Raw genomic sequence first — 22353 nt, 5'->3', positions numbered from 1 at the left:
CCTGTTAGGGCGCGGCTGGTAAGAGAGCCTTACAGGCGCATCTGAAAAACCTCCGGCTATGCCGGAGGATATTTATTGTACGCTTTTTATGGCGTAATTTCAGTCAAACCCATTACATGGTCTGCGTGAAGGTACGAGTAATAACGTCCTGCTGCTGTTCTTTCGTCAGGGAGTTAAAACGTACTGCGTAACCAGATACACGGATGGTCAACTGCGGATATTTTTCCGGATGTTCCATCGCGTCCAGCAGCATTTCACGGTTCATGACGTTGACGTTCAGGTGCTGACCGCCTTCGATGGACGCTTCGTGGTGGAAGTAACCATCCATCAGACCTGCCAGGTTAGTCTTACGAACTTCGTCGTCTTTACCCAGTGCGTTCGGAACGATAGAGAAGGTATAAGAAATACCATCTTTCGCGTAAGCAAACGGCAGCTTAGCAACGGAGGTCAGAGAAGCGACAGCGCCTTTCTGGTCACGACCGTGCATCGGGTTAGCACCTGGTCCGAACGGCGCGCCAGCGCGACGACCATCCGGGGTGTTACCGGTTTTCTTACCATACACAACGTTAGAAGTGATGGTCAGAACAGACTGCGTCGGGATAGCGCCACGGTAGGTGGTCAGTTTCTGAATTTTCTTCATGAAACGTTCTACCAGGTCAACTGCCATGTCATCTACACGAGCGTCGTTGTTACCAAACTGCGGGTATTCGCCTTCGATTTCGAAGTCGATAGCCAGACCATCTTCGTCACGAATCGGTTTAACTTTCGCATATTTGATGGCAGACAGGGAGTCAGCCGCAACGGACAGACCTGCGATACCACACGCCATGGTGCGGATAACGTCACGGTCGTGCAACGCCATCAGAGAGGCTTCGTAGCTGTACTTGTCGTGCATGTAGTGGATAACGTTCAGCGCGGTGACATACTGTTTAGCCAGCCAGTCCATAAAGTGATCCATGCGATCCATCACTTCGTCGAAGTTCAGAACATCGCCTTTGATCGGTTCGGATTTCGGACCAACCTGCATTTTCAGTTTTTCATCAACGCCGCCGTTGATTGCGTACAGCATGGTTTTCGCCAGGTTTGCACGCGCACCGAAGAACTGCATTTGTTTACCAACGATCATCGGGCTTACGCAGCATGCGATAGCGTAGTCATCGTTGTTGAAGTCCGGACGCATCAGGTCATCGTTCTCGTACTGCAGAGAAGAGGTGTCGATGGAGACTTTAGCGGCGAATTTCTTGAAGTTCAGCGGCAGTTTTTCAGACCACAGAACGGTGATGTTCGGCTCCGGAGACGGCCCCATGGTGTACAGGGTGTTCAGGAAGCGGAAGCTGTTTTTGGTGACCAAAGTACGGCCATCAACGCCCATACCACCGATAGATTCGGTTGCCCAAATCGGGTCGCCGGAGAACAGTTCATCATATTCAGGAGTACGCAGGAAGCGAACCATACGCAGTTTCATGACCAGGTGGTCAATCATTTCCTGTGCGTCTTGCTCGGTGATTTTGCCTGCTTTCAGGTCACGTTCGATGTACGCATCCAGGAAGGTGGATACACGACCGAAGGACATTGCTGCGCCGTTCTGAGATTTAACCGCAGCCAGGTAACCGAAGTAAGTCCACTGGATTGCTTCCTGAGCGTTAGTCGCCGGACCAGAGATATCGCAGCCGTATTTAGCTGCCATTTCTTTGATCTGACCCAGAGCGCGGTGCTGTTCAGCGATTTCTTCACGCAGACGGATAGTCGCTTCCAGATTTACGCCGTTTTCCAGATCGGATTGCAGAGACGTAAACTGTGCGAATTTGTCTTTCATCAGGTAGTCGATACCGTACAGCGCTACGCGACGGTAGTCACCGATGATACGGCCACGGCCATACGCATCCGGCAGACCGGTCAGAACGCCGGATTTACGGCAACGCAGGATGTCCGGAGTATAAACGTCGAACACGCCCTGGTTGTGAGTCTTACGGTATTCGGTGAAGATTTTTTTGATCATTGGGTCCAGCTCGCGATTGTACGCTTTGCAGGAACCTTCAACCATTTTGATGCCGCCGAACGGGATAATCGCACGCTTCAGCGGAGCTTCAGTCTGCAGACCAACAATTTTCTCAAGCGCTTTGTTGATGTAGCCAGCGTCGTGAGAAGTGATGGTGGAAGCAACGGAGGTGTCAAAGTCAACAGGCGCGTGAGTGCGGTTTTCCTGTTTAACGCCTTCCATTACGCTGTCCCACAGCTTGGTGGTCGCGTCAGTAGCGCCAGCCAGGAAGGACTCGTCACCCTCATACGGAGTGTAGTTTTTCTGAATGAAGTCACGGACGTTTACTTCATTCTGCCAGTCACCTTTGGTAAAACCTTCCCAGGCTGTGGCTAACTTTTCATTAAGCTCGGACATGTAACACCTACCTTCTTAAGTGGATTTTTTATTTACTGCGTGTAATGGGCATCAACAGATTAATGATGCTCGTTACCACGCAGGTAAATGACCCAGTATGTCAACCCGACCAACAAACCGCCGCCGATAATATTACCGATCGTGACCGGAATCAGGTTATCAGTGATGAAGCTCATCACGGTCAGGTGAGAAAAACTTTCCGGAGACGAACCGACTGCGGTCCAAAACTCCGGTGTAGCGAAATCGCGTATTACAATACCCATAGGAATCATAAACATGTTTGCGATACTGTGCTCAAAACCGCTGGCGACAAACATGGCGACGGGCAGTACCATGATGAACGCTTTGTCCATCAGGCTACGACCTGAGTAGCTCATCCACACGGCCAGACAAACCATCAGGTTCGCCAGAATACCGAGGCAGACAGCTTCAATAAAAGTGTGGTGCATTTTGTGGTCGGCGGTTTGCAGGACGTTAAGTCCCCATTGACCGTTGGCAGTCATATACTCGCCGGAAAGCCACATCAGTAACACGAAAAGCAGAGCGCCAATCAGGTTACCAAAATAGACGTTTAACCAGTTTTTAGCCAGTTGCCCCCAGGTGATGCGACCGCTAGCTTTAGCTACAACGATCAGAACAGTAGAGGTGAAGAGATCAGCGCCGCAAATAACACAGAGAATCAGTCCCAAAGAGAAACAGATACCCCCGATAAGTTTCGCCATGCCATAAGGCATCGCGCCAGTACCGGTTGTCGCAGTAATATAAAAAACAAAGGCAATTGAAATGAATACGCCGGCGGTAATCGCCAGATAGAAAGTCTTAAGCGGATGTTTCGTTGCTTTATAGACGCCTGCTTCTTCAGCCACTTTGGCCATTGCTGCAGGGAGTAAAAGGTCAAAAGGGTTGTCAGCTTTCACACTAACTCTCTCTTTATTAAGTCGGCGACGAGATACTAACAAAGCATTATAGATGAGAATTTGATATAGATCATATCTCGCCTGGCTTATAGGCCCGTAAGTCGCATGGCTTTTATGCAATTACGGTGTAACTTTTTGATTATCCTAATAAAAATAAATTTTAAAAATTATAAATAGAGTTGAATTTTTTCCTGACTCCTCCTGCTGCACGGTTAATTAATATGGAGTAATCAACAAATAAAGTAACATCAATATGTCAATTAATTTAATATCAACAACCAATATTTAACCTTGTTATTACATTTTTCGCCGTTTAGCGAAAATAAATAAAACGGGGCCGCAAAGGCGCCCCGTAATATAACGCAGCCGAGAGGGTAAACCTACCCTAAGTCACTCATATGGCCTTATTTTGACCAGTATGCCGCTTTCGCGCGCTGTAATTTATCATACGCTTTTAACAAGGACTGATGCGCCGGGAACGCTTGTAGATCGTGGTCGACAGCCGGTATTCCATAAAAAGCCGCTTCACCGCTAAGCGCGGCGCTGGCGGCTTCTACAGCCTCTGCGCCATACATTTTTATAAAAGCATTGAGATATTGCAGTGGCTGACGCGCATCTTCTTGCGACAGGAGCAGCAGAGTTTGCAGGCAACGGTAATAGTTTGCGCGTGCCGGACTAAAGACCGACGAATTGAACTCCATCGTCCATTCTGTCCAGATTAGCGCCTGCTCCAAATCGCCGCCCGCTAACGCTAACATTGCTTTTAATTCGCCGACGCGCAGTGTATACCAACCATTGTCCGCTCCGGTCGCCAGACCCAACAGTTCACGCACGCGGGTGAAATCGTCAAAACCTTCTTCATCCAATTGTTCAATCAGATTGAGATAATCTTCTTTATTCCAGGCGCTACCGGGCAGCGAAAGCAGAGTCTCACGAAGATGGCTACCCATATTGTTGTTGGCCAGCCACAGATCTTCGGCAGGATAAATATCAGACATTCCCGGTACGATAATACGACAGGCGTATACGCCGAGATGCTCGTAATCGGCAATGTAAACTTCTTTATCTTCAGCAGCAAAGATGGCCATCAGCGTGGCGAATTCTTCTTCGGTAGTGCCGGAAAAACTCCAGTCCGTGAACGGATAATCGGCGTCCTGTTTGAACAGATCCCAGGAAATCAGGCCGCTGGAGTCGATGAAGTGGGTCTCCAGATTAGTGTGCTCCGCGACTTCTTCATCATCGAACGTTGGTGGCGTGAAGACATCAAGATCTTTCAGACCGCGTCCCTGGAGTAGCTCGGTCACTGTACGCTCCAGCGCAACGCCAAAGTCAGGATGGGCGCCAAAAGAAGCAAAGCAGGTACCGTTAGCCGGGTTGAACAGCACGACGCAGATAACCGGATACTTACCGCCCAGCGAGCCGTCATAGGCGAAAATCGGGAAACCCTCGGCTTCCAGCGTGGCGATTGACTCCATTACCGCCGGATAACGCGCCATCACCTCAGCGGGAATCTCCGGCAGACTGATACTTTCCGCAATGATGCGATTTTTCACATAACGCTCGAAGACTTCCGACAGTCCCTGAACGCGGGCTTCATTACGCGTATTGCCGGCGGACATTCCGTTAGAGACGTACAGGTTGCCGATGATATTCATTGGAATATACACGGTCTGGTTATCGGACTGACGGGTAAATGGCAGGCCACAGATGCCGCGAGCTTCATTGCCGGACTGAAGATCAATTAACTGGCTTCCGGTGAGTTCATTTTCCGGATCGTAAAACGCGCGCAGACGGGCATCAAGCAAGCCTTCCGGTACGTCGTCATTTTCAGTCAGCGGGAACCACTTTTCGTTCGGGTAATGCACGAATGGCCCATTGGCGACCGTTTCGCCAAGCCAAAAATCAGCAAAGAAGTAGTTGGTTGACAGACGCTCGAAGTATTCGCCCAACGCCGAGGCCAGCGCCGCTTTTTTGGTCGCGCCTTTTCCGTTGGTAAAGCATAACGCGCACTCTTTATCGCGAATATGCACTGACCAGACGTTTGGCACCGGGTTCAGCCAGGAGGCCTCTTCGATGTGAAAGCCGAGGTCGAGTAACTTTTGCTGGAAGCGGGCGATGGAGTCTTCCAGCGCGGCGTCTTTGCCGGGAATAAATGTTTGCGTCATGAAAATCACTTTTGTCGTACGGAAAGCGCGCAATGATACGGGTTTTATGTGACGGGCGCTATCTCGCCGGGACAGCGGCGGAAATAAAAGTATTGGCTATGCTTTTACACTGGAATTCACAGGAAGAGCATAAAAAATGAAAGCATTTGATTTGCAACGAATGGCGCTGGATAACGTGCCGGTAGCGTTTTTGGGGGAAGTGGCGCTGCGTAGCTTTTACACCTTTGTTCTGGTGTTTCTTTTCTTAAAGGTGACAGGACGACGCGGCGTACGGCAAATGTCGCTTTTTGAAGTGCTGATCATTTTGACATTGGGATCGGCGGCAGGCGACGTCGCGTTTTATGATGACGTTCCGATGCTCCCTGTTCTGGTGGTATTCATCACCCTGGCGCTGCTCTATCGCCTGGTCATGTGGCTGATGGCGCATAGTGAAAAGTTGGAAGATCTGCTGGAAGGCAAGTCGGTGGTCATTGTTGAAGACGGCGAACTGGCGTGGGAAAAACTGCAGCGCTCGAACATGACGGAGTTTGAGTTTTTTATGGAGCTTCGCTTGAATGGCGTTGAGCAACTGGGGCAGGTCAGACTGGCCATCCTGGAGACAAACGGACAAATCAGCGTCTATTTCTTTGAAAATAAAGACGTTAAGCCGGGGTTAAGCATTCTTCCTGAGCACTGTACGCCACGCTTTATCGTGGCGCCGGAGGCTGGCGACTATGCCTGCGTACGTTGCAGTGAAGTGATACGCATGAATGTCGGGGAAAAGCAATTATGTCCGCGCTGCGCAAATCCAGAATGGACGAAGGCAAGCCGGGCTAAACGCGTTGTTTAACAGCGAAAATATCGGATTTATACGGTTAATCCGGAAGATTCTGTTGTGTGACGCATGCCGCATTTTCTCCTCGCATTGTTTTACCCATTGCGGCGCGTGTCACTGAATGATAAAACCGATATTCACATGAATAACGTTTGCCTGATGTCTGTCAGGCAGGAAACAATGCAGCGTGGTGAGGGGAAATGGCTCAGGTCTTTAATTTTAGTTCAGGTCCGGCGATGCTACCGGCGGAAGTACTTAAACTGGCGCAACAGGAACTGCGTGACTGGCACGGCCTTGGTACGTCGGTAATGGAAATTAGCCATCGAGGCAAAGAGTTTATCCAGGTCGCTGAAGAGGCGGAGCAGGATTTTCGCGATCTCCTTAATATCCCCTCCAACTATAAAGTCTTATTTTGTCACGGCGGCGGTCGCGGGCAGTTTGCTGGCGTGCCGCTCAATCTGCTGGGCGATAAAACCACGGCGGATTATGTCGATGCCGGTTACTGGGCGGCGAGCGCCATCAAAGAAGCCAAAAAATACTGTGCGCCGCAGATTATCGACGCCAAAATCACCGTTGACGGCAAACGTGCCGTAAAACCGATGCGCGAGTGGCAGCTTTCCGATAACGCCGCTTATTTACACTATTGCCCGAATGAGACCATTGACGGCATCGCCATCGATGAAACGCCTGATTTTGGCCCGGAAGTGGTCGTCACGGCGGATTTTTCTTCTACCATTCTGTCTGCGCCGCTGGATGTCTCTCGCTATGGCGTAATTTATGCTGGCGCGCAGAAGAACATCGGTCCGGCAGGACTGACGCTGGTTATCGTCCGGGAGGATCTGTTAGGCAAGGCGCATGAGAGCTGCCCGTCCATCCTCGACTACACCGTCCTGAATGATAACGACTCGATGTTTAATACACCGCCGACTTTCGCCTGGTATCTTTCCGGTCTGGTGTTCAAATGGTTGAAAGCGCAGGGCGGCGTGGCGGCGATGCACAAAATCAATCAGCAAAAAGCGGAGTTGCTGTACGGTGTGATTGATAACAGCGATTTCTACCGTAACGATGTCGCACAGGCCAACCGTTCACGGATGAACGTTCCGTTCCAGTTAGCGGACAATGCGCTGGACAAGGTCTTTCTGGAAGAGTCTTTCGCCGCCGGTCTGCACGCCTTAAAAGGGCACCGTGTTGTTGGCGGTATGCGCGCCTCTATCTATAACGCCATGCCAATTGAAGGGGTGAAAGCGCTGACCGATTTCATGATCGATTTTGAGCGTCGCCACGGCTAATACGTTTCTTTTTTCATCCCCACGGCCAGTCTGTGGGGTTTTTATTTCTGTTTTTTGAGAGTTGAGTTTCATGGAATCCCTGACGTTACAACCCATCGCGCGGGTCGACGGCGCCATTAATTTACCTGGCTCCAAAAGTGTTTCAAACCGTGCTTTGCTCCTGGCGGCTTTAGCTTGTGGTAAAACCGTTCTGACGAATCTGCTGGATAGCGATGACGTCCGCCATATGCTCAATGCCCTGAGCGCGTTGGGGATCAATTACACCCTTTCTGCCGATCGCACCCGCTGTGACATTACGGGTAATGGCGGCCCATTACGCGCGTCAGGCGCTCTGGAACTGTTTCTCGGTAATGCCGGAACCGCGATGCGTCCGTTAGCGGCAGCGCTATGTCTGGGGCAAAATGAGATAGTGTTAACCGGCGAACCGCGTATGAAAGAGCGTCCGATAGGCCATCTGGTTGATTCGCTGCGTCAGGGCGGGGCGAATATTGATTACCTGGAGCAGGAAAATTATCCGCCCCTGCGTCTGCGCGGCGGTTTTACCGGCGGCGACATTGAGGTTGATGGTAGCGTTTCCAGCCAGTTCCTGACCGCTCTGCTGATGACGGCGCCGCTGGCGCCTGAAGACACAATTATTCGCGTTAAAGGCGAACTGGTATCAAAACCTTACATCGATATCACGCTAAATTTAATGAAAACCTTTGGCGTGGAGATAACGAACCATCACTACCAACAATTTGTCGTGAAGGGCGGTCAACAGTATCACTCTCCGGGTCGCTATCTGGTCGAGGGCGATGCCTCGTCAGCGTCCTATTTTCTCGCCGCCGGGGCGATAAAAGGCGGCACGGTAAAAGTGACCGGGATTGGCCGCAAAAGTATGCAGGGCGATATTCGTTTTGCCGATGTGCTGGAGAAAATGGGCGCGACTATTACCTGGGGCGATGATTTTATTGCCTGCACGCGCGGCGAATTGCACGCCATAGATATGGATATGAACCATATTCCGGATGCGGCGATGACGATTGCCACCACGGCGCTGTTTGCGAAAGGAACCACGACGTTGCGCAATATTTATAACTGGCGAGTGAAAGAAACCGATCGCCTGTTCGCGATGGCGACCGAGCTACGTAAAGTGGGCGCTGAAGTCGAAGAAGGGCACGACTATATTCGTATCACGCCGCCGGCGAAGCTCCAACACGCGGATATTGGCACGTACAACGACCACCGTATGGCGATGTGCTTCTCACTGGTCGCACTGTCCGATACGCCAGTCACGATCCTGGACCCTAAATGTACTGCAAAAACGTTCCCTGATTATTTCGAACAATTGGCGCGGATGAGCACGCCTGCCTAATTTTTCTGTTGCGCCAGTCGACGGGCTGGCGCGCCGAGTCCGCATTCGCACTATTTTTACAATTATGACTAATGCTAATTTGTTGATGATTTAACACATTGATTTATGTGTTTTTTATAATAGTTATCAACGGAAGATTAGTATGAAAAATAAATCATTACTACTGGCGGTGGCGATTTCCGCTACGCTACTGGCAGGATGTAAAAATGGCGTGAATGGCAATTTAATCGCCAGTTCCGGCATGTCAGCCTACAAAGCCGCCACACTGTCCGATGCGGATGTTAAAGCATTATCTAATAATGCCTGTAAACAAATGGACAGCGAGAATCAACTGGCAGGTTCGAAAAGCAAATACACCAAACGTCTGAGCAAAATCGCTAAAGCGCTGGGTAACAACATTGACGGTACGCCGGTTAGCTATAAAGTCTATATGACCAGCGATATCAACGCATGGGCGATGGCGAACGGTTGCGTTCGCGTATACTCCGGCCTGATGGATCTGATGACCGATAATGAAATTGAAGGCGTACTGGGCCATGAACTGGGCCATGTCTCTTTAGGGCACTCTCGCAAGGCAATGCAGACCGCCTATGCCACGCTGGCGGCTCGCGATGCGATTTCCGCCACCAGCGGCGTCGCAGCGCAGCTTTCCCAGTCTCAATTGGGCGATCTGGCGGAAGGCGTCATCAATTCGGCGTTTTCTCGCAGTCAGGAGTCGGATGCGGATGACTTTTCTTACGATCTGCTGAAAAAACGCGGGATTAACACCCAGGGCTTAGTCACGGCATTCGATAAATTCGCCACAATGGACGCAGGCCATGCAAAATCATTGATGGACTCCCACCCGGCCTCAGCCGATCGCGCGCAGCATATGCGCGACAGAATTGCCGAAGATAAAAAGTAAATCATTGTCATCTTTCGGGCTGGTTTCTCGCCGGCCCGCTATAATTGCGCAATTATTCCGCATCTGATTACAGACAAAACTGGTTTTTGCACGCAACGTTAACGGTCGCGAGCGTTGGCGCGTATAATGCGCGGCGTTTACGTTAACGGTACGCCTGTTTAAGGAGATAAAGATGACGGCAATTGCCCCGGTTATAACCATTGATGGCCCAAGCGGTGCAGGTAAAGGCACCTTGTGCAAAGCAATGGCGGAAGCATTGCAATGGCATCTGCTGGATTCCGGCGCGATATACCGCGTACTGGCGCTGGCGGCATTGCATCACCATGTCGATCTCGCCTCTGAAGATGCGCTGGTGCCGCTGGCGTCCCATCTGGACGTGCGTTTCGTCTCAACGGACGGCAACCTGGAAGTTATCCTGGAAGGGGAGGACGTTAGCGGCGAAATCCGTACGCAGGAAGTCGCGAACGCGGCATCCCAGGTGGCGGCATTCCCACGCGTGCGTGAAGCGCTTCTTCGCCGCCAACGTGCATTCCGCGAAGCGCCTGGTTTAATCGCCGATGGACGCGATATGGGGACCGTGGTCTTCCCGGATGCGCCGGTAAAAATTTTCCTTGACGCCTCCTCGGAGGAACGTGCGCATCGACGTATGCTACAGTTGCAGGAGAATGGCTTTAGTGTTAACTTTGAACGCCTTTTGGCCGAGATCAAGGAACGCGACGATCGCGATCGTAATCGCGCTGTAGCGCCGTTAGTTCCTGCTGCTGATGCATTAGTTTTGGATTCTACCCGATTAAGCATTGAGCAAGTGATTGAAAAAGCGTTACAATATGCGCGCCAAAAATTGGCTCTCGCTTAAATGCGACCGAATTTGTAGTACCCCCGTTGCAAAGGATTGACAGCGGGTATGTTAAACAACCCCATCCGGCACGGAGCCAGGTGGACGTTAAATATGAAACCTGAAGATTAAACATGACTGAATCTTTTGCTCAACTCTTTGAAGAATCCTTAAAAGAAATCGAAACCCGCCCGGGTTCCATCGTTCGTGGTGTTGTTGTTGCTATCGACAAAGACGTAGTACTGGTTGACGCCGGTCTGAAATCTGAGTCTGCCATTCCGGCTGAGCAGTTCAAAAACGCCCAGGGCGAACTGGAAATCCAGGTTGGTGACGAAGTTGACGTTGCTCTGGATGCAGTAGAAGACGGCTTCGGTGAAACTCTGCTCTCTCGTGAGAAAGCTAAACGTCACGAAGCATGGATCACGCTGGAAAAAGCTTACGAAGATGCTGAAACTGTTACCGGTGTTATCAACGGCAAAGTTAAGGGTGGCTTCACTGTTGAGCTGAACGGTATTCGCGCGTTCCTGCCAGGTTCTCTGGTAGACGTTCGTCCGGTGCGTGACACTCTGCACCTGGAAGGCAAAGAGCTTGAATTCAAAGTAATCAAGCTGGACCAGAAACGTAACAACGTTGTGGTTTCTCGTCGTGCCGTTATCGAATCCGAAAACAGCGCAGAACGCGATCAGCTGCTGGAAAACCTGCAGGAAGGCATGGAAGTTAAAGGTATCGTTAAGAACCTCACTGACTACGGTGCATTCGTTGATCTGGGCGGCGTTGACGGCCTGCTGCACATCACTGATATGGCATGGAAACGCGTTAAGCATCCGAGCGAAATCGTGAACGTTGGCGACGAAATCAACGTGAAAGTGCTGAAATTCGACCGCGAGCGTACCCGTGTATCCCTGGGCCTGAAACAGCTGGGCGAAGATCCGTGGGTTGCTATCGCTAAACGTTATCCGGAAGGTACCAAACTGACCGGTCGCGTGACCAACCTGACCGACTACGGCTGCTTCGTTGAAATCGAAGAAGGCGTTGAAGGCCTGGTTCACGTTTCCGAAATGGACTGGACCAACAAAAACATCCACCCGTCCAAAGTGGTTAACGTTGGCGACGTAGTGGAAGTGATGGTTCTGGATATCGACGAAGAACGTCGTCGTATCTCCCTGGGTCTGAAGCAGTGCAAATCTAACCCGTGGCAGCAGTTCGCAGAAACCCACAACAAGGGCGACCGCGTTGAAGGTAAAATCAAGTCTATCACTGACTTCGGTATCTTCATCGGCCTGGACGGCGGCATCGACGGCCTGGTTCACCTGTCTGACATCTCCTGGAACGTTGCAGGCGAAGAAGCAGTTCGTGAATACAAAAAAGGCGACGAAATCGCTGCAGTTGTTCTGCAGGTTGACGCAGAACGTGAACGTATCTCCCTGGGCGTTAAACAGCTCGCCGAAGATCCGTTCAACAACTGGGTTGCTCTGAACAAGAAAGGCGCTATCGTAACCGGTAAAGTCACTGCAGTTGACGCGAAAGGCGCAACCGTAGAACTGGCTGATGGCGTTGAAGGTTACCTGCGTGCTTCTGAAGCATCCCGTGACCGCGTTGAAGATGCGACTCTGGTTCTGAGCGTTGGCGACGACGTTGAAGCTAAATTCACCGGCGTTGATCGTAAAAACCGTGCAATCAGCCTGTCTGTTCGTGCGAAAGACGAAGCTGACGAGAAAGATGCCATCGCAACTGTTAACAAACAGGAAGATGCAAACTTCTCTAACAACGCAATGGCTGAAGCATTCAAAGCAGCTAAAGGCGAGTAATCCTCTGAAACTTCGGGCCTTTTAGTCCGAAGTATAACGAGATTACTTGACAGATTGCAGGTTTCGGCCTGTAATCAAGCACTAAGGGCGGCTACGGCCGCCCTTAATCAATCTCACGGCTGCAGCCAATTTGCCTTTAAGGAACCGGAGGAATCATGACCAAGTCAGAATTGATTGAAAGACTTGCAACCCAGCAATCTCACATTCCCGCTAAGGCGGTTGAAGACGCGGTAAAAGAGATGCTGGAGCATATGGCCTCGACTCTTGCGCAGGGCGAGCGTATTGAAATCCGCGGTTTCGGCAGTTTTTCTTTGCATTACCGCGCGCCTCGTACCGGACGTAACCCCAAGACCGGCGATAAAGTGGAACTGGAAGGAAAATACGTTCCTCACTTTAAACCGGGTAAAGAACTGCGCGATCGCGCCAATATTTACGGTTAAGTTTTAACGCAAAACTTGAACCCGAAAAAAGCACCGTCAGGGTGCTTTTTTCATTTATACGCTGTCAGACGCAAACGCTATTCGACCGAAAACTGGAAAACGTTTCGCATTTTTTGCTGCGTCTTACATTTATCAGGTAAAAAACCTGGAATCCGCGCCGTATAGCACAAAATCCCCTCCAGACAATGGCGTCCTGAACCTGCACACTTTCCCGCACAGGGAGGTGTCTATGAAGATAACGACGGTCAGCGTATGCGTAGTATGCGGCATACTTCCGCTCATGATATTGCCAGTATTACCTGACACGTGGATTCTCGCGGTGCTGTTTTGTCTGGCATGTTTGCTTTGCCTCATACCCCATCACTATGCGCGCTACGCGGCATTAACCTTGCTCTTTTTCATGTGGGGGATATTTGCCGCCAGGCAGGCCATCTGGGCGGGAAACGTCCTGCCCGCCGCGACGCAGGAGGCGACAGTGGTCATTACTGCCACCGATCATATGACCACTCATTATGGGCGAATCACCCATTTGCGCGGAAAGCCGCTCTTTCCTGCTGTAGGGATTGTCCTGCATGGCCAGTACTTACCCATGGAAGTGTGTGCCGGGCAACAGTGGGCGATGACGCTGAAGGTCAGAGCGGTACACGGACAGCTTAACGAAGGCGGTTTTGATAGCCAACGTTACGCGCTGGCGCAGCACCAACCGTTGACCGGGCGTTTTCTACAGGCTAAAGCGATTAACCCTGAGTGTAGCTTGCGTGGGCGCTATCTTGCTTCGCTTCGCGCTACGCTTGCGCCTTATCCGTGGCAGCAGGTTATTCTGGCGTTGGGAATGGGAGAGAGGGGAGCGGTGTCGCAGGAGGTGAAGGCCGTTATGCGCGATACGGGGACTGCCCATTTGATGGCGATTTCCGGCCTGCATATCGCTTTTGCCGCGTTATTGGCTGCCGGATTAATCCGTGGCGGACAATTCTTTTTGCCGGTCAGATGGATTCGTTGGCAGACACCATTGCTGGGCGGCATTCTTTGCGCGATATGTTATGCCTGGCTTACCGGCTTACAACCGCCTGCGCTGCGCACGGTGGTGGCGCTGAGCGTCTGGGGAGGATTAAAATTAAGCGGACGACAGTGGAGCGGCTGGCAAGTCTGGTGCTGCTGTCTGGCCGCGATTATTTTCGCCGATCCTGTGGCGGTTATATCACAAAGTCTTTGGCTGTCAGCATTTGCGGTTGCCGGCCTGTTATTCTGGTATCAGTGGTTTCCTGCGCCAAACGGAAATTTTCCACGGGGCTTACGTTGGTTGCTTAACCTGCTTCACTTACAGGCAGGCATTACACTTCTGCTTTTGCCTCTCCAGGTGGCGCTTTTTCATGGCATAAGCGTTACCGCAATGCTGGCGAATCTTTTTGCCGTACCCTGGGTCACATTTGTGACGGTTCCGCTCATCCTGGCGGGAATGATTCTGCATTTAACCGGGCCGTTTTTTCTTGAAGAGTGGGTATGGTACCTGACCGATCGCGCGTTAGCCGCGCTATTTTACCTGTTGAATGCTTTACCGCAGGGCTGGGTCAATATTGATAACCGTTGGCAGTGGCTGACGCTTTTACCCTGGCTAACGCTTATCGCGTGGCGATTAAACGTCTGGCGTACCTGTCCGGCGGTCTGTTTATGCGGGTTATTGTTGATGAGCTGGCCACTCTGGCGGCCGATAAACGCCAGTGGATGGCAGGTGCATATGCTGGATGTTGGTCAGGGGCTGGCGATAGCGATCGTCAGGGGCGATAAAGTAATACTCTACGATACCGGTCGGGCATGGCCGGAGGGCGACAGCGGGCAACAGGTTATTATTCCCTGGTTGCGCTGGCATAATCTGACGCCGGAGGGCGTTATTTTGAGTCATGAGCATCTGGATCATCGGGGCGGGCTGCGTTCGCTACAGCAGGTCTGGCCGTCAATGTGGATTCGCAGCCCGTTAGGCTGGCAGGGACATTTGCCCTGTTTTCGCGGCGAGCAGTGGCAATGGCAGGGGTTAACGTTTCAGGCGCACTGGCCGTTACGCGAAAGTGCCGATCGAGGAAATAACCGTTCCTGTGTGGTCAAAGTGGATGACGGCGTACATAGCATCCTGCTCACGGGCGATATTGAAGCGGGCGCTGAACAAAAAATGCTAAGTCGTTACTGGCGACATCTTGCGGCGACGTTTATCCAGGTGCCGCATCATGGTAGTAATACGTCGTCGTCGCTACCATTTATTCAGCGCGTACATGGTGAAGCGGCGCTGGCGTCCGCATCGCGCTATAACGCATGGCGGCTGCCGTCCCGCAAGGTAAAACAGCGCTACCGGCAACAGGCGTATCAGTGGTTTGATACACCCCACCAGGGGCAAATTTCGCTGCGGTTTTCTCCGCAGGGCTGGCGCATACAAGGCTTACGGGATCAAATTTTACCTCGCTGGTATCATCAGTGGTTTGGCGTGTCCGAGGATAACGGGTAGAATATGCGGCTATTTCAACAAATGCTGGTTTTTTGAATGCATAACGATAAAGATCTCTCTACGTGGCAGACCTTCCGCCGACTGTGGCCAACCATAGCGCCTTTTAAAGCAGGTCTGATCGTGGCGGGCATAGCGTTAATTCTCAACGCAGCCAGCGATACCTTCATGCTATCGCTCCTCAAGCCATTACTGGATGATGGTTTCGGTAAAACGGATCGCTCAGTGTTGCTGTGGATGCCGCTGGTGGTTATTGGGCTGATGATATTACGAGGCATCACTAGCTATATCTCCAGCTACTGTATTTCATGGGTGTCAGGCAAGGTGGTAATGACCATGCGCCGTCGCCTGTTTGGCCATATGATGGGAATGCCCGTCGCCTTCTTTGATAAACAGTCTACCGGTACGCTGCTGTCGCGTATTACATACGATTCAGAACAGGTTGCCTCTTCTTCATCTGGCGCGCTGATTACCGTTGTGCGTGAAGGGGCATCGATCATCGGATTGTTTATTATGATGTTCTATTACAGCTGGCAGCTGTCGATCATCCTGGTTGTTTTAGCGCCGATTGTGTCGATTGCGATTCGCGTTGTCTCAAAGCGGTTCCGCAGCATCAGTAAAAATATGCAGAACACGATGGGACAAGTGACTACCAGCGCTGAACAAATGCTGAAAGGACACAAAGAGGTACTGATTTTCGGCGGTCAGGAAGTCGAAACTAAACGCTTTGATAAAGTCAGCAATAAGATGCGACTGCAAGGCATGAAAATGGTCTCTGCCTCGTCAATTTCCGATCCTATCATTCAGCTCATTGCCTCGCTGGCGCTGGCGTTTGTTCTCTATGCTGCGAGCTTCCCAAGCGTAATGGATAGCCTGACGGCAGGGACCATCACGGTGGTGTTCTCCTCCATGATCGCGCTGATGCGTCCATTAAAATCGCTGACAAACGTTAACGCGCAGTTCCAGCGTGGGATGGCGGCTTGTCAAACGTTGTTTGCGATTCTGGATAGCGAACAGGAGAAAGATGAAGGTAAACGTGTCATTGACCGCGCGACCGGCGATCTCGAATTCCGCAATGTGACGTTTACTTACCCGGGCCGTGAAGTGCCGGCATTGCGTAACATCAATTTGAAAATTCCTGCCGGGAAAACCGTGGCGCTGGTGGGGCGTTCCGGATCGGGTAAATCAACTATCGCCAGTCTGATCACCCGTTTCTACGATATTGATGAAGGGCACATCCTGATGGATGGTCACGATCTACGCGAATACACTCTGGCCTCTCTACGTAATCAGGTGGCGCTGGTTTCGCAAAACGTGCATCTGTTTAACGACACGGTCGCCAATAACATTGCTTATGCCCGGACGGAAGAATACAGCCGCGAGCAGATTGAAGAGGCGGCGCGCATGGCCTATGCCATGGACTTTATCAATAAGATGGATAATGGCCTGGATACCATCATCGGCGAAAACGGCGTACTGCTTTCCGGCGGTCAGCGCCAGCGTATCGCGATCGCCCGCGCCTTACTGCGCGACAGCCCGATTCTGATCCTTGATGAAGCTACGTCCGCGCTGGATACCGAATCTGAACGTGCGATTCAGGCAGCGTTGGATGAGCTGCAGAAAAACCGTACCTCTCTGGTGATTGCGCACCGTCTCTCCACCATCGAACAGGCGGATGAGATCGTTGTGGTCGAAGACGGTATTATCGTTGAGCGCGGCACTCATAGCGAGCTGCTGGCGCAACACGGCGTTTACGCCCAGCTACATAAGATGCAATTTGGCCAATGATTGCGCGTATCTGGTCGGGTGAATCCCCGCTATGGCGGTTACTGCTGCCGCTCTCCTGGCTGTATGGCCTGGTGAGCGGGGCGATTCGTCTGAGCTATAAGCTTGGTTTTAAACGCGCCTGGCGAGCGCCGGTACCGGTGGTTGTGGTAGGGAATCTTACGGCTGGCGGTAACGGTAAAACCCCCGTAGTCATTTGGCTGGTGGAAAAGCTGCAACAGCGTGGCGTGCGCGTGGGGGTCGTTTCCCGCGGCTACGGCGGGAAAGCTGCCGCTTATCCGCTACTTCTGACGCCGGAGACGACAACCGCAGAAGCGGGAGATGAACCGGTATTGATTTACCAACGGACCGGCGCGCCTGTCGCGGTGGCGCCTGAACGCGCCGCGGCGGTGAAAGCGATTCTGGCGGCGCATAATGTGCAGATTATTATCACCGACGATGGGTTGCAGCATTACCGACTAGCGCGAGATATTGAAATTGTGGTGATTGACGGGGTGCGCCGTTTTGGCAACGGCTGGTGGCTTCCTGCCGGCCCTATGCGCGAACGCGCCAGTCGCCTGAAAACCGTGGACGCCGCTATCGTGAATGGCGGCGTCGCCCGGGCGGGTGAAATACCCATGCAGCTAGCGCCTGGACTGGCGGTGAACTTACGTACGGGAGCGCGTTGCGATGTGGCGCAGCTGAGCAATATTGTGGCGATGGCGGGCATCGGTCATCCGCCGCGCTTTTTCGCCACGCTGGAAGCCTGTGGCGCGCATCCGCAAAAGTGTGTCCCGCTGGCGGATCATCAAACGCTCGCCCCTGCTGACGTTCAGGCGTTGGTCGGTGAAGGACAGACCCTGGTAATGACGGAAAAAGACGCGGTGAAATGCCGTGCTTTTGCCGAAGATAACTGGTGGTTCTTACCGGTTGATGCGCGTTTGTCCGGTGAGCAGCCTGATAAGTTGCTTGAACATATCACCTCGCTGGTTCGCTAGCGTCCCCCCAATGCAGCGGCAGTGATGAATTTATGGAGTCATGAATGTCATTGCCGTACCTTTCTCTTTCCCAGGCCCGGTGTCTTCACCTTGCTGCGCAGGGGCTATTGAAAAAGCCGCGCCGTAACGCGATGCCTGGCGATGTTCTTGCCGCCATCTCACGCATGGCGTTGCTGCAAATTGATACCATCAATGTTGTCGCACGTAGCCCTTATCTGGTGCTGTTTAGCCGTCTCGGTCCGTACCCGCAGGCCTGGATGGATGAGGCGCTGCGACGCGGTGAGTTAATAGAATACTGGGCGCATGAGGCCTGTTTCTTACCACGCCGCGACTTTAAACTTATCCGCCATCGTATGCTGTCGCCGGAAAAGATGGGCTGGAAATATCGCGCGGCATGGATGCATGAGCACGCGGAAGAAATAGAACAGTTAGTGCGGCATATTCAGGAGCACGGTCCGGTGCGTTCTGCCGATTTTGAACATGCGCAGAAAGGCGTCAGCGGCTGGTGGGAATGGAAACCACATAAACGCCACCTTGAGGGTTTATTTACCGCCGGAAAAGTCATGGTTGTTGAGCGGCGTAATTTTCAACGTGTATACGATTTAACGCCCCGTGTGATGCCGCACTGGGATGATGAACGTGATGGACTGTCACAGCCGCAGGCGGAAAGCCTGATGCTGGATAATAGCGCGCGCAGTCTGGGGATTTTCCGTGAACAGTGGCTGGCGGATTACTACCGCCTGAAACGTCCTGACCTGAAGGGATGGCGGGAGAGCCGGGCGGAACAGCAGCAGATTATTCCGGTCGAGGTGGAAACGTTGGGGCGGATGTGGCTTCATGCCGATCTTCTTTCGCAGCTTGAACCGGCGCTAAATAACGCCTTAAAGGCGACCCATAGCGCAGTACTGTCGCCTTTCGATCCTGTGGTATGGGATCGCAAGCGGGCAGCGCAGCTTTTCGGATTTAACTATCGGCTGGAATGTTATACGCCTGCGGCGAAGCGCCAGTACGGTTATTTTGTGCTGCCGCTATTATACCAGGGCCGTTTAGTCGGGCGAATGGATGCCAAAATGCACCGTAAAACGGGGGTGCTTGAGGTTATCTCGCTGTATCTGGAGGACGATATTCGCCCTGGCGTTAGTCTGCAAAAAGGAATCTGGCAGGCCATTAGCGCGTTTGCTGCCTGGCAACGAGCATCGCGCGTGACGCTGGGACAATGTCCGCCAGGCCTGTTTAGCGCCATGCGTCATGGCTGGGAAATAGACCCTGCACCATAACCGATTATGTTAATATTGAAGGATTCACAATCCGGTCCATCTGGAGGAACTATGGATCATCGTCTGCTTGAAATCATCGCCTGCCCGGTATGTAACGGCAAACTCTGGTATAACCAGGAACAGCAAGAATTAATTTGCAAACTGGATAATCTCGCTTTCCCGTTACGCGACGGCATTCCTGTATTGCTGGAAAATGAAGCTCGCGCCCTGACATCTGATGAGAGTAAATCATGAGTTTCGTTGTCATCATTCCGGCCCGTTTTTCATCTACCCGACTGCCAGGCAAACCATTAGTGGATATTAATGGTAAACCCATGATTGTTCATGTCCTGGAGCGGGCGCGCGAATCTGGCGCGGAACGCATTATTGTCGCGACCGATCATGAAGACGTGGCTCGTGCGGTAGAAGCGGCTGGCGGCGAAGTGTGCATGACGCGCGCCGATCACCAGTCCGGCACCGAACGGTTGGCGGAAGTGGTAGAGAAGTGCGGATTCAGCGACGATACCGTTATTGTGAACGTTCAGGGCGATGAGCCGATGATCCCGGCGGTTATTATTCGCCAGGTCGCGGAAAATCTGGCGCAGCGCCAGGTTGGCATGGCGACGCTGGCGGTGCCGATTCACAGCGCCGAAGAAGCGTTTAACCCGAATGCGGTAAAAGTCGTGCTGGATGCTGAAGGCTATGCGCTTTACTTTTCCCGGGCGACGATTCCCTGGGATCGCGATCGCTTTGCAAAAAGTCTGGAAACGGTAGGGGATACTTGCCTTCGTCACCTGGGCATTTATGGCTATCGCGCGGGATTTATCCGCCGTTACGTGAGCTGGCAACCCAGCCCGCTGGAACATATTGAAATGCTGGAGCAACTCCGTGTGCTGTGGTACGGCGAAAAAATTCATGTCGCCGTCGCCAAAGCGGTGCCCGGCACGGGCGTAGACACCGCCGACGACCTGGAGCGCGTACGCGCTGAAATGCGTTAACATGATCCTGTTCATGATCGTCTTAGACGGTCATGAACAGCGCGGTATGGTAGCGCAAAGATGAATACTCACGTCTGCTCACTAGTGGCGGCTTTCTCGTACCGTTACGATTTTCCTCATTTTTCTTTTCTTCCCTTGATCTGATACGGGTGACATCTGTCCATACGACGCTCATTATTAAAGCAGTAGCACTAATGGGGGTAATCTGGAATGGAACAGTTGCGGGCCGAACTCAGTCATTTGTTGGGTGAAAAACTTAGCCGTATAGAGTGCGTGAATGAGAAAGCGGATTCCGCATTGTGGTCATTATATGACAGCCAGGGCATTCCGATGCCGCTGATGGCGCGAAGTTTTACCACTCCCGGCGTTGCGCAGCAACTGGCTTGGAAAACCTCAATGCTGGCGCGTAGCGGTACGGTGAGGATGCCGGTAATCTATGGCGTATTGACGCATGAAGAGCATCCTGGTCCGGATGTGCTGCTACTGGAACGACTGCGCGGTGTGCCGGTCGAGGCGCCGGCGCGCACTCCGGAACGCTGGGAACAGCTAAAAGATCAGATTGTCGAAGGGCTGTTAGCCTGGCATCGGCAGGATAGCCGCGGTTGCGTGGGCGCCGTAGACCATACTCAGGAGAATATCTGGCCTTCCTGGTATCGTCAGCGGGTGGAGGTGCTGTGGACGACGCTAAATCAGTTCAGCAATACCGGTCTGACGATGCAGGACAGACGCATTCTGTTTCGTACCAGAGAATGTCTTCCTTCGTTATTTGAAGGGTTTAACGACAACTGCGTACTGGTGCATGGCAACTTCTGCCTGCGCAGTATGCTTAAAGACGCCCGTAGCGATCAGCTTCTGGCGATGGTCGGCCCCGGGCTGATGCTGTGGGCGCCGAGAGAGTTCGAACTGTTTCGCCTGATGGATAATCCATTGGCGGAGGGATTGCTTTGGCATTATCTGCAACGCGCGCCAGTGGCGGAGTCATTCATCTGGCGGCGTTGGCTCTATGTGCTGTGGGACGAGGTTGCGCAATTGGTCAATACCGGACGTTTTAACCGTACCAATTTTGATCTGGCGGCGAAATCATTACTCCCCTGGCTTGCCTGATATGCCTTTCAGCCATTGCCAAAGTCGCCCTAATGTTTCATACCCAGCGCGATCGCTGTGCATCAGCCAGACCGGGGACGGAATTGCCCGCTCCCAGGGATTGAGCGGCGAATCGATCGCCAACTGATTCGCCGGTGCGGGAAGCGGATTCAGCCCGGCATGCTGAAAGAAAATCATCGCGCGCGGCAAATGCGAGGCGGAGGTTACCAGCAGGAAAGGGGCGTCGCCGATGGCCTGCTTAACGGCGGCGGCTTCTTCTTCCGTATCTTTTGGCTTATCCAGCGTAATAATATCGCTACGCGGTACGCCCAGTGACTGCGCCACCCGCGCACCGACTTCCGCCGTGCTTACCGTATTGGTTTTTGCTACGCCGCCGGTAAAAATTAGCTTTGCTCCCGGATTCGCGCGCCACAGCCGAATGCCTTCCGCCAGCCGCGGTAAGCTGTTGTTAATTAAATTAGAGCTCGGCGCCCACTGCGGGTTCCAGGTATAGCCGCCGCCGAGAACCACAATATATTCCACCTTTTGCGGACCCTGCCAGGTAGGGTAGCGGTTTTCTATCGGACGCAGCAGATGGTCGGAAACGGGTTGCAGGCTTAATAGCAATAGCGCCAGCCAACCTACGCTGATAAATACTTTTCCGGTCTTCTGAAAGCGGCTAAACCAGAGCAGCGCCAGGCCGACGCCAATGATCAGCAACATCAGCGGAAGCGGCAATAACATACCGCCAATCACTTTCTTTAGCGTAAAAAGCATCCTTTTTGGTTCCTTTTTTAACCATATAGCGGAGGATTAACGGTGATATTACACCAGACAGGTTC

Annotated in this window: 18 protein-coding genes; 14 read left to right on the top strand and 4 right to left on the bottom strand. The window is 52.4% G+C overall.

Going from position 1 to position 22353, the window contains the following annotated elements:
• Positions 1-112: 112 nt before the first annotated feature.
• From pflB to ycaO, 3 genes are all read right to left on the bottom strand, one after another.
• Positions 113-2395, bottom strand: coding sequence for a formate C-acetyltransferase (gene pflB, locus HU143_RS14560; RefSeq protein ID WP_001292799.1), 2283 nt, complete (start codon positions 2393-2395; stop codon positions 113-115).
• Positions 2396-2454: 59 nt separating this feature from the next.
• The gene (gene focA, locus HU143_RS14555; RefSeq protein ID WP_000642539.1) at positions 2455-3312 is read right to left on the bottom strand and encodes a formate transporter FocA; all 858 of its coding nucleotides are present in this window, start codon (positions 3310-3312) and stop codon (positions 2455-2457) included.
• A 404-nt stretch (positions 3313-3716) separates the two neighbouring features.
• Positions 3717-5477 (bottom strand): 30S ribosomal protein S12 methylthiotransferase accessory factor YcaO, encoded by a 1761-nt coding sequence (ycaO, locus tag HU143_RS14550; RefSeq protein WP_023227167.1) that lies wholly within the window; start codon positions 5475-5477, stop codon positions 3717-3719.
• A 136-nt stretch (positions 5478-5613) separates the two neighbouring features.
• Here ycaO and HU143_RS14545 point away from each other — a divergent pair, with 136 nt between their 5' ends.
• From HU143_RS14545 to HU143_RS14480, 14 genes are all read left to right on the top strand, one after another.
• Positions 5614-6306, top strand: coding sequence for a DUF421 domain-containing protein (locus HU143_RS14545; RefSeq protein WP_000642868.1), 693 nt, complete (start codon positions 5614-5616; stop codon positions 6304-6306).
• Positions 6307-6491: 185 nt separating this feature from the next.
• A complete protein-coding gene (gene serC / locus HU143_RS14540) occupies positions 6492-7580 on the top strand; it encodes a 3-phosphoserine/phosphohydroxythreonine transaminase (protein ID WP_000079590.1) in 1089 nt (362 codons plus the stop codon).
• Positions 7581-7650: 70 nt separating this feature from the next.
• Positions 7651-8934: a 3-phosphoshikimate 1-carboxyvinyltransferase gene (gene aroA, locus HU143_RS14535; RefSeq protein ID WP_001727827.1), complete on the top strand. Its 1284-nt coding sequence runs from the start codon at positions 7651-7653 to the stop codon at positions 8932-8934.
• A gap of 142 nt (positions 8935-9076) precedes the next feature.
• Positions 9077-9838, top strand: coding sequence for a M48 family metallopeptidase (locus HU143_RS14530; protein WP_000792301.1), 762 nt, complete (start codon positions 9077-9079; stop codon positions 9836-9838).
• A gap of 172 nt (positions 9839-10010) precedes the next feature.
• Positions 10011-10694: a (d)CMP kinase gene (gene cmk, locus HU143_RS14525; RefSeq protein ID WP_000125007.1), complete on the top strand. Its 684-nt coding sequence runs from the start codon at positions 10011-10013 to the stop codon at positions 10692-10694.
• 113 nt (positions 10695-10807) lie between these two features.
• Positions 10808-12481: a 30S ribosomal protein S1 gene (gene rpsA, locus HU143_RS14520; protein WP_000140324.1), complete on the top strand. Its 1674-nt coding sequence runs from the start codon at positions 10808-10810 to the stop codon at positions 12479-12481.
• Positions 12482-12636: 155 nt separating this feature from the next.
• The gene (ihfB, locus tag HU143_RS14515) at positions 12637-12921 is read left to right on the top strand and encodes an integration host factor subunit beta (RefSeq protein WP_000167332.1); all 285 of its coding nucleotides are present in this window, start codon (positions 12637-12639) and stop codon (positions 12919-12921) included.
• Positions 12922-13150: 229 nt separating this feature from the next.
• The gene (locus tag HU143_RS14510) at positions 13151-15415 is read left to right on the top strand and encodes a ComEC family protein (RefSeq protein ID WP_023227168.1); all 2265 of its coding nucleotides are present in this window, start codon (positions 13151-13153) and stop codon (positions 15413-15415) included.
• A gap of 36 nt (positions 15416-15451) precedes the next feature.
• Positions 15452-17200 (top strand): lipid A ABC transporter ATP-binding protein/permease MsbA, encoded by a 1749-nt coding sequence (gene msbA, locus HU143_RS14505; protein WP_000551246.1) that lies wholly within the window; start codon positions 15452-15454, stop codon positions 17198-17200.
• Positions 17197-18174, top strand: coding sequence for a tetraacyldisaccharide 4'-kinase (gene lpxK, locus HU143_RS14500; RefSeq protein WP_000561679.1), 978 nt, complete (start codon positions 17197-17199; stop codon positions 18172-18174). The genes msbA and lpxK overlap by 4 nt, the downstream gene beginning before the upstream one ends.
• Before the next feature lie 44 nt (positions 18175-18218).
• Positions 18219-19451, top strand: a complete 1233-nt coding sequence (locus HU143_RS14495) for a winged helix-turn-helix domain-containing protein (RefSeq protein ID WP_023227169.1) — start codon at positions 18219-18221, stop codon at positions 19449-19451.
• Between the two features lie 51 nt (positions 19452-19502).
• Complete coding sequence (ycaR, locus tag HU143_RS14490) at positions 19503-19685, top strand: protein YcaR (protein ID WP_000350061.1); 183 nt, start codon at positions 19503-19505, stop codon at positions 19683-19685.
• Positions 19682-20428, top strand: coding sequence for a 3-deoxy-manno-octulosonate cytidylyltransferase (gene kdsB, locus HU143_RS14485; RefSeq protein WP_000011576.1), 747 nt, complete (start codon positions 19682-19684; stop codon positions 20426-20428). The genes ycaR and kdsB overlap by 4 nt, the downstream gene beginning before the upstream one ends.
• Positions 20429-20638: 210 nt before the next feature.
• Positions 20639-21532 (top strand): YcbJ family phosphotransferase, encoded by an 894-nt coding sequence (locus HU143_RS14480; RefSeq protein WP_000436889.1) that lies wholly within the window; start codon positions 20639-20641, stop codon positions 21530-21532.
• Here the strand turns inward: HU143_RS14480 and elyC are convergent.
• Complete coding sequence (gene elyC, locus HU143_RS14475) at positions 21512-22288, bottom strand: envelope biogenesis factor ElyC (RefSeq protein WP_001579089.1); 777 nt, start codon at positions 22286-22288, stop codon at positions 21512-21514. The two genes, HU143_RS14480 and elyC, sit on opposite strands and share 21 nt — an antisense overlap.
• Between the last annotated feature and the right edge of the window lie 65 nt (positions 22289-22353).

The organism is Salmonella sp. SJTUF14076 (assembly GCF_015534835.1).
Taxonomy (GTDB): Bacteria; Pseudomonadota; Gammaproteobacteria; order Enterobacterales; family Enterobacteriaceae; genus Salmonella; species Salmonella enterica.
The sequence above is the reverse complement of the archived record's forward strand: the minus strand, read 5'-3'. Positions and strand labels throughout refer to the sequence as shown.

Bases quoted from the DNA above. Each gene is read 5' to 3' on its own strand.
- serC (WP_000079590.1), top strand. From the start codon at position 6,492: ATGGCTCAGGTCTTTAATTTTAGTTCAGGTCCGGCGATGCTACCGGCG.
- cmk (WP_000125007.1), top strand. From the start codon at position 10,011: ATGACGGCAATTGCCCCGGTTATAACCATTGATGGCCCAAGCGGTGCA.
- rpsA (WP_000140324.1), top strand. From the start codon at position 10,808: ATGACTGAATCTTTTGCTCAACTCTTTGAAGAATCCTTAAAAGAAATC.
- HU143_RS14495 (WP_023227169.1), top strand. From the start codon at position 18,219: ATGTCATTGCCGTACCTTTCTCTTTCCCAGGCCCGGTGTCTTCACCTT.
- HU143_RS14510 (WP_023227168.1), top strand. From the start codon at position 13,151: ATGAAGATAACGACGGTCAGCGTATGCGTAGTATGCGGCATACTTCCG.
- pflB (WP_001292799.1), bottom strand. From the start codon at position 2,395: ATGTCCGAGCTTAATGAAAAGTTAGCCACAGCCTGGGAAGGTTTTACC.
- msbA (WP_000551246.1), top strand. From the start codon at position 15,452: ATGCATAACGATAAAGATCTCTCTACGTGGCAGACCTTCCGCCGACTG.
- ihfB (WP_000167332.1), top strand. From the start codon at position 12,637: ATGACCAAGTCAGAATTGATTGAAAGACTTGCAACCCAGCAATCTCAC.
- HU143_RS14545 (WP_000642868.1), top strand. From the start codon at position 5,614: ATGAAAGCATTTGATTTGCAACGAATGGCGCTGGATAACGTGCCGGTA.
- ycaO (WP_023227167.1), bottom strand. From the start codon at position 5,477: ATGACGCAAACATTTATTCCCGGCAAAGACGCCGCGCTGGAAGACTCC.
- ycaR (WP_000350061.1), top strand. From the start codon at position 19,503: ATGGATCATCGTCTGCTTGAAATCATCGCCTGCCCGGTATGTAACGGC.
- lpxK (WP_000561679.1), top strand. From the start codon at position 17,197: ATGATTGCGCGTATCTGGTCGGGTGAATCCCCGCTATGGCGGTTACTG.
- kdsB (WP_000011576.1), top strand. From the start codon at position 19,682: ATGAGTTTCGTTGTCATCATTCCGGCCCGTTTTTCATCTACCCGACTG.
- aroA (WP_001727827.1), top strand. From the start codon at position 7,651: ATGGAATCCCTGACGTTACAACCCATCGCGCGGGTCGACGGCGCCATT.
- HU143_RS14480 (WP_000436889.1), top strand. From the start codon at position 20,639: ATGGAACAGTTGCGGGCCGAACTCAGTCATTTGTTGGGTGAAAAACTT.
- HU143_RS14530 (WP_000792301.1), top strand. From the start codon at position 9,077: ATGAAAAATAAATCATTACTACTGGCGGTGGCGATTTCCGCTACGCTA.
- elyC (WP_001579089.1), bottom strand. From the start codon at position 22,288: ATGCTTTTTACGCTAAAGAAAGTGATTGGCGGTATGTTATTGCCGCTT.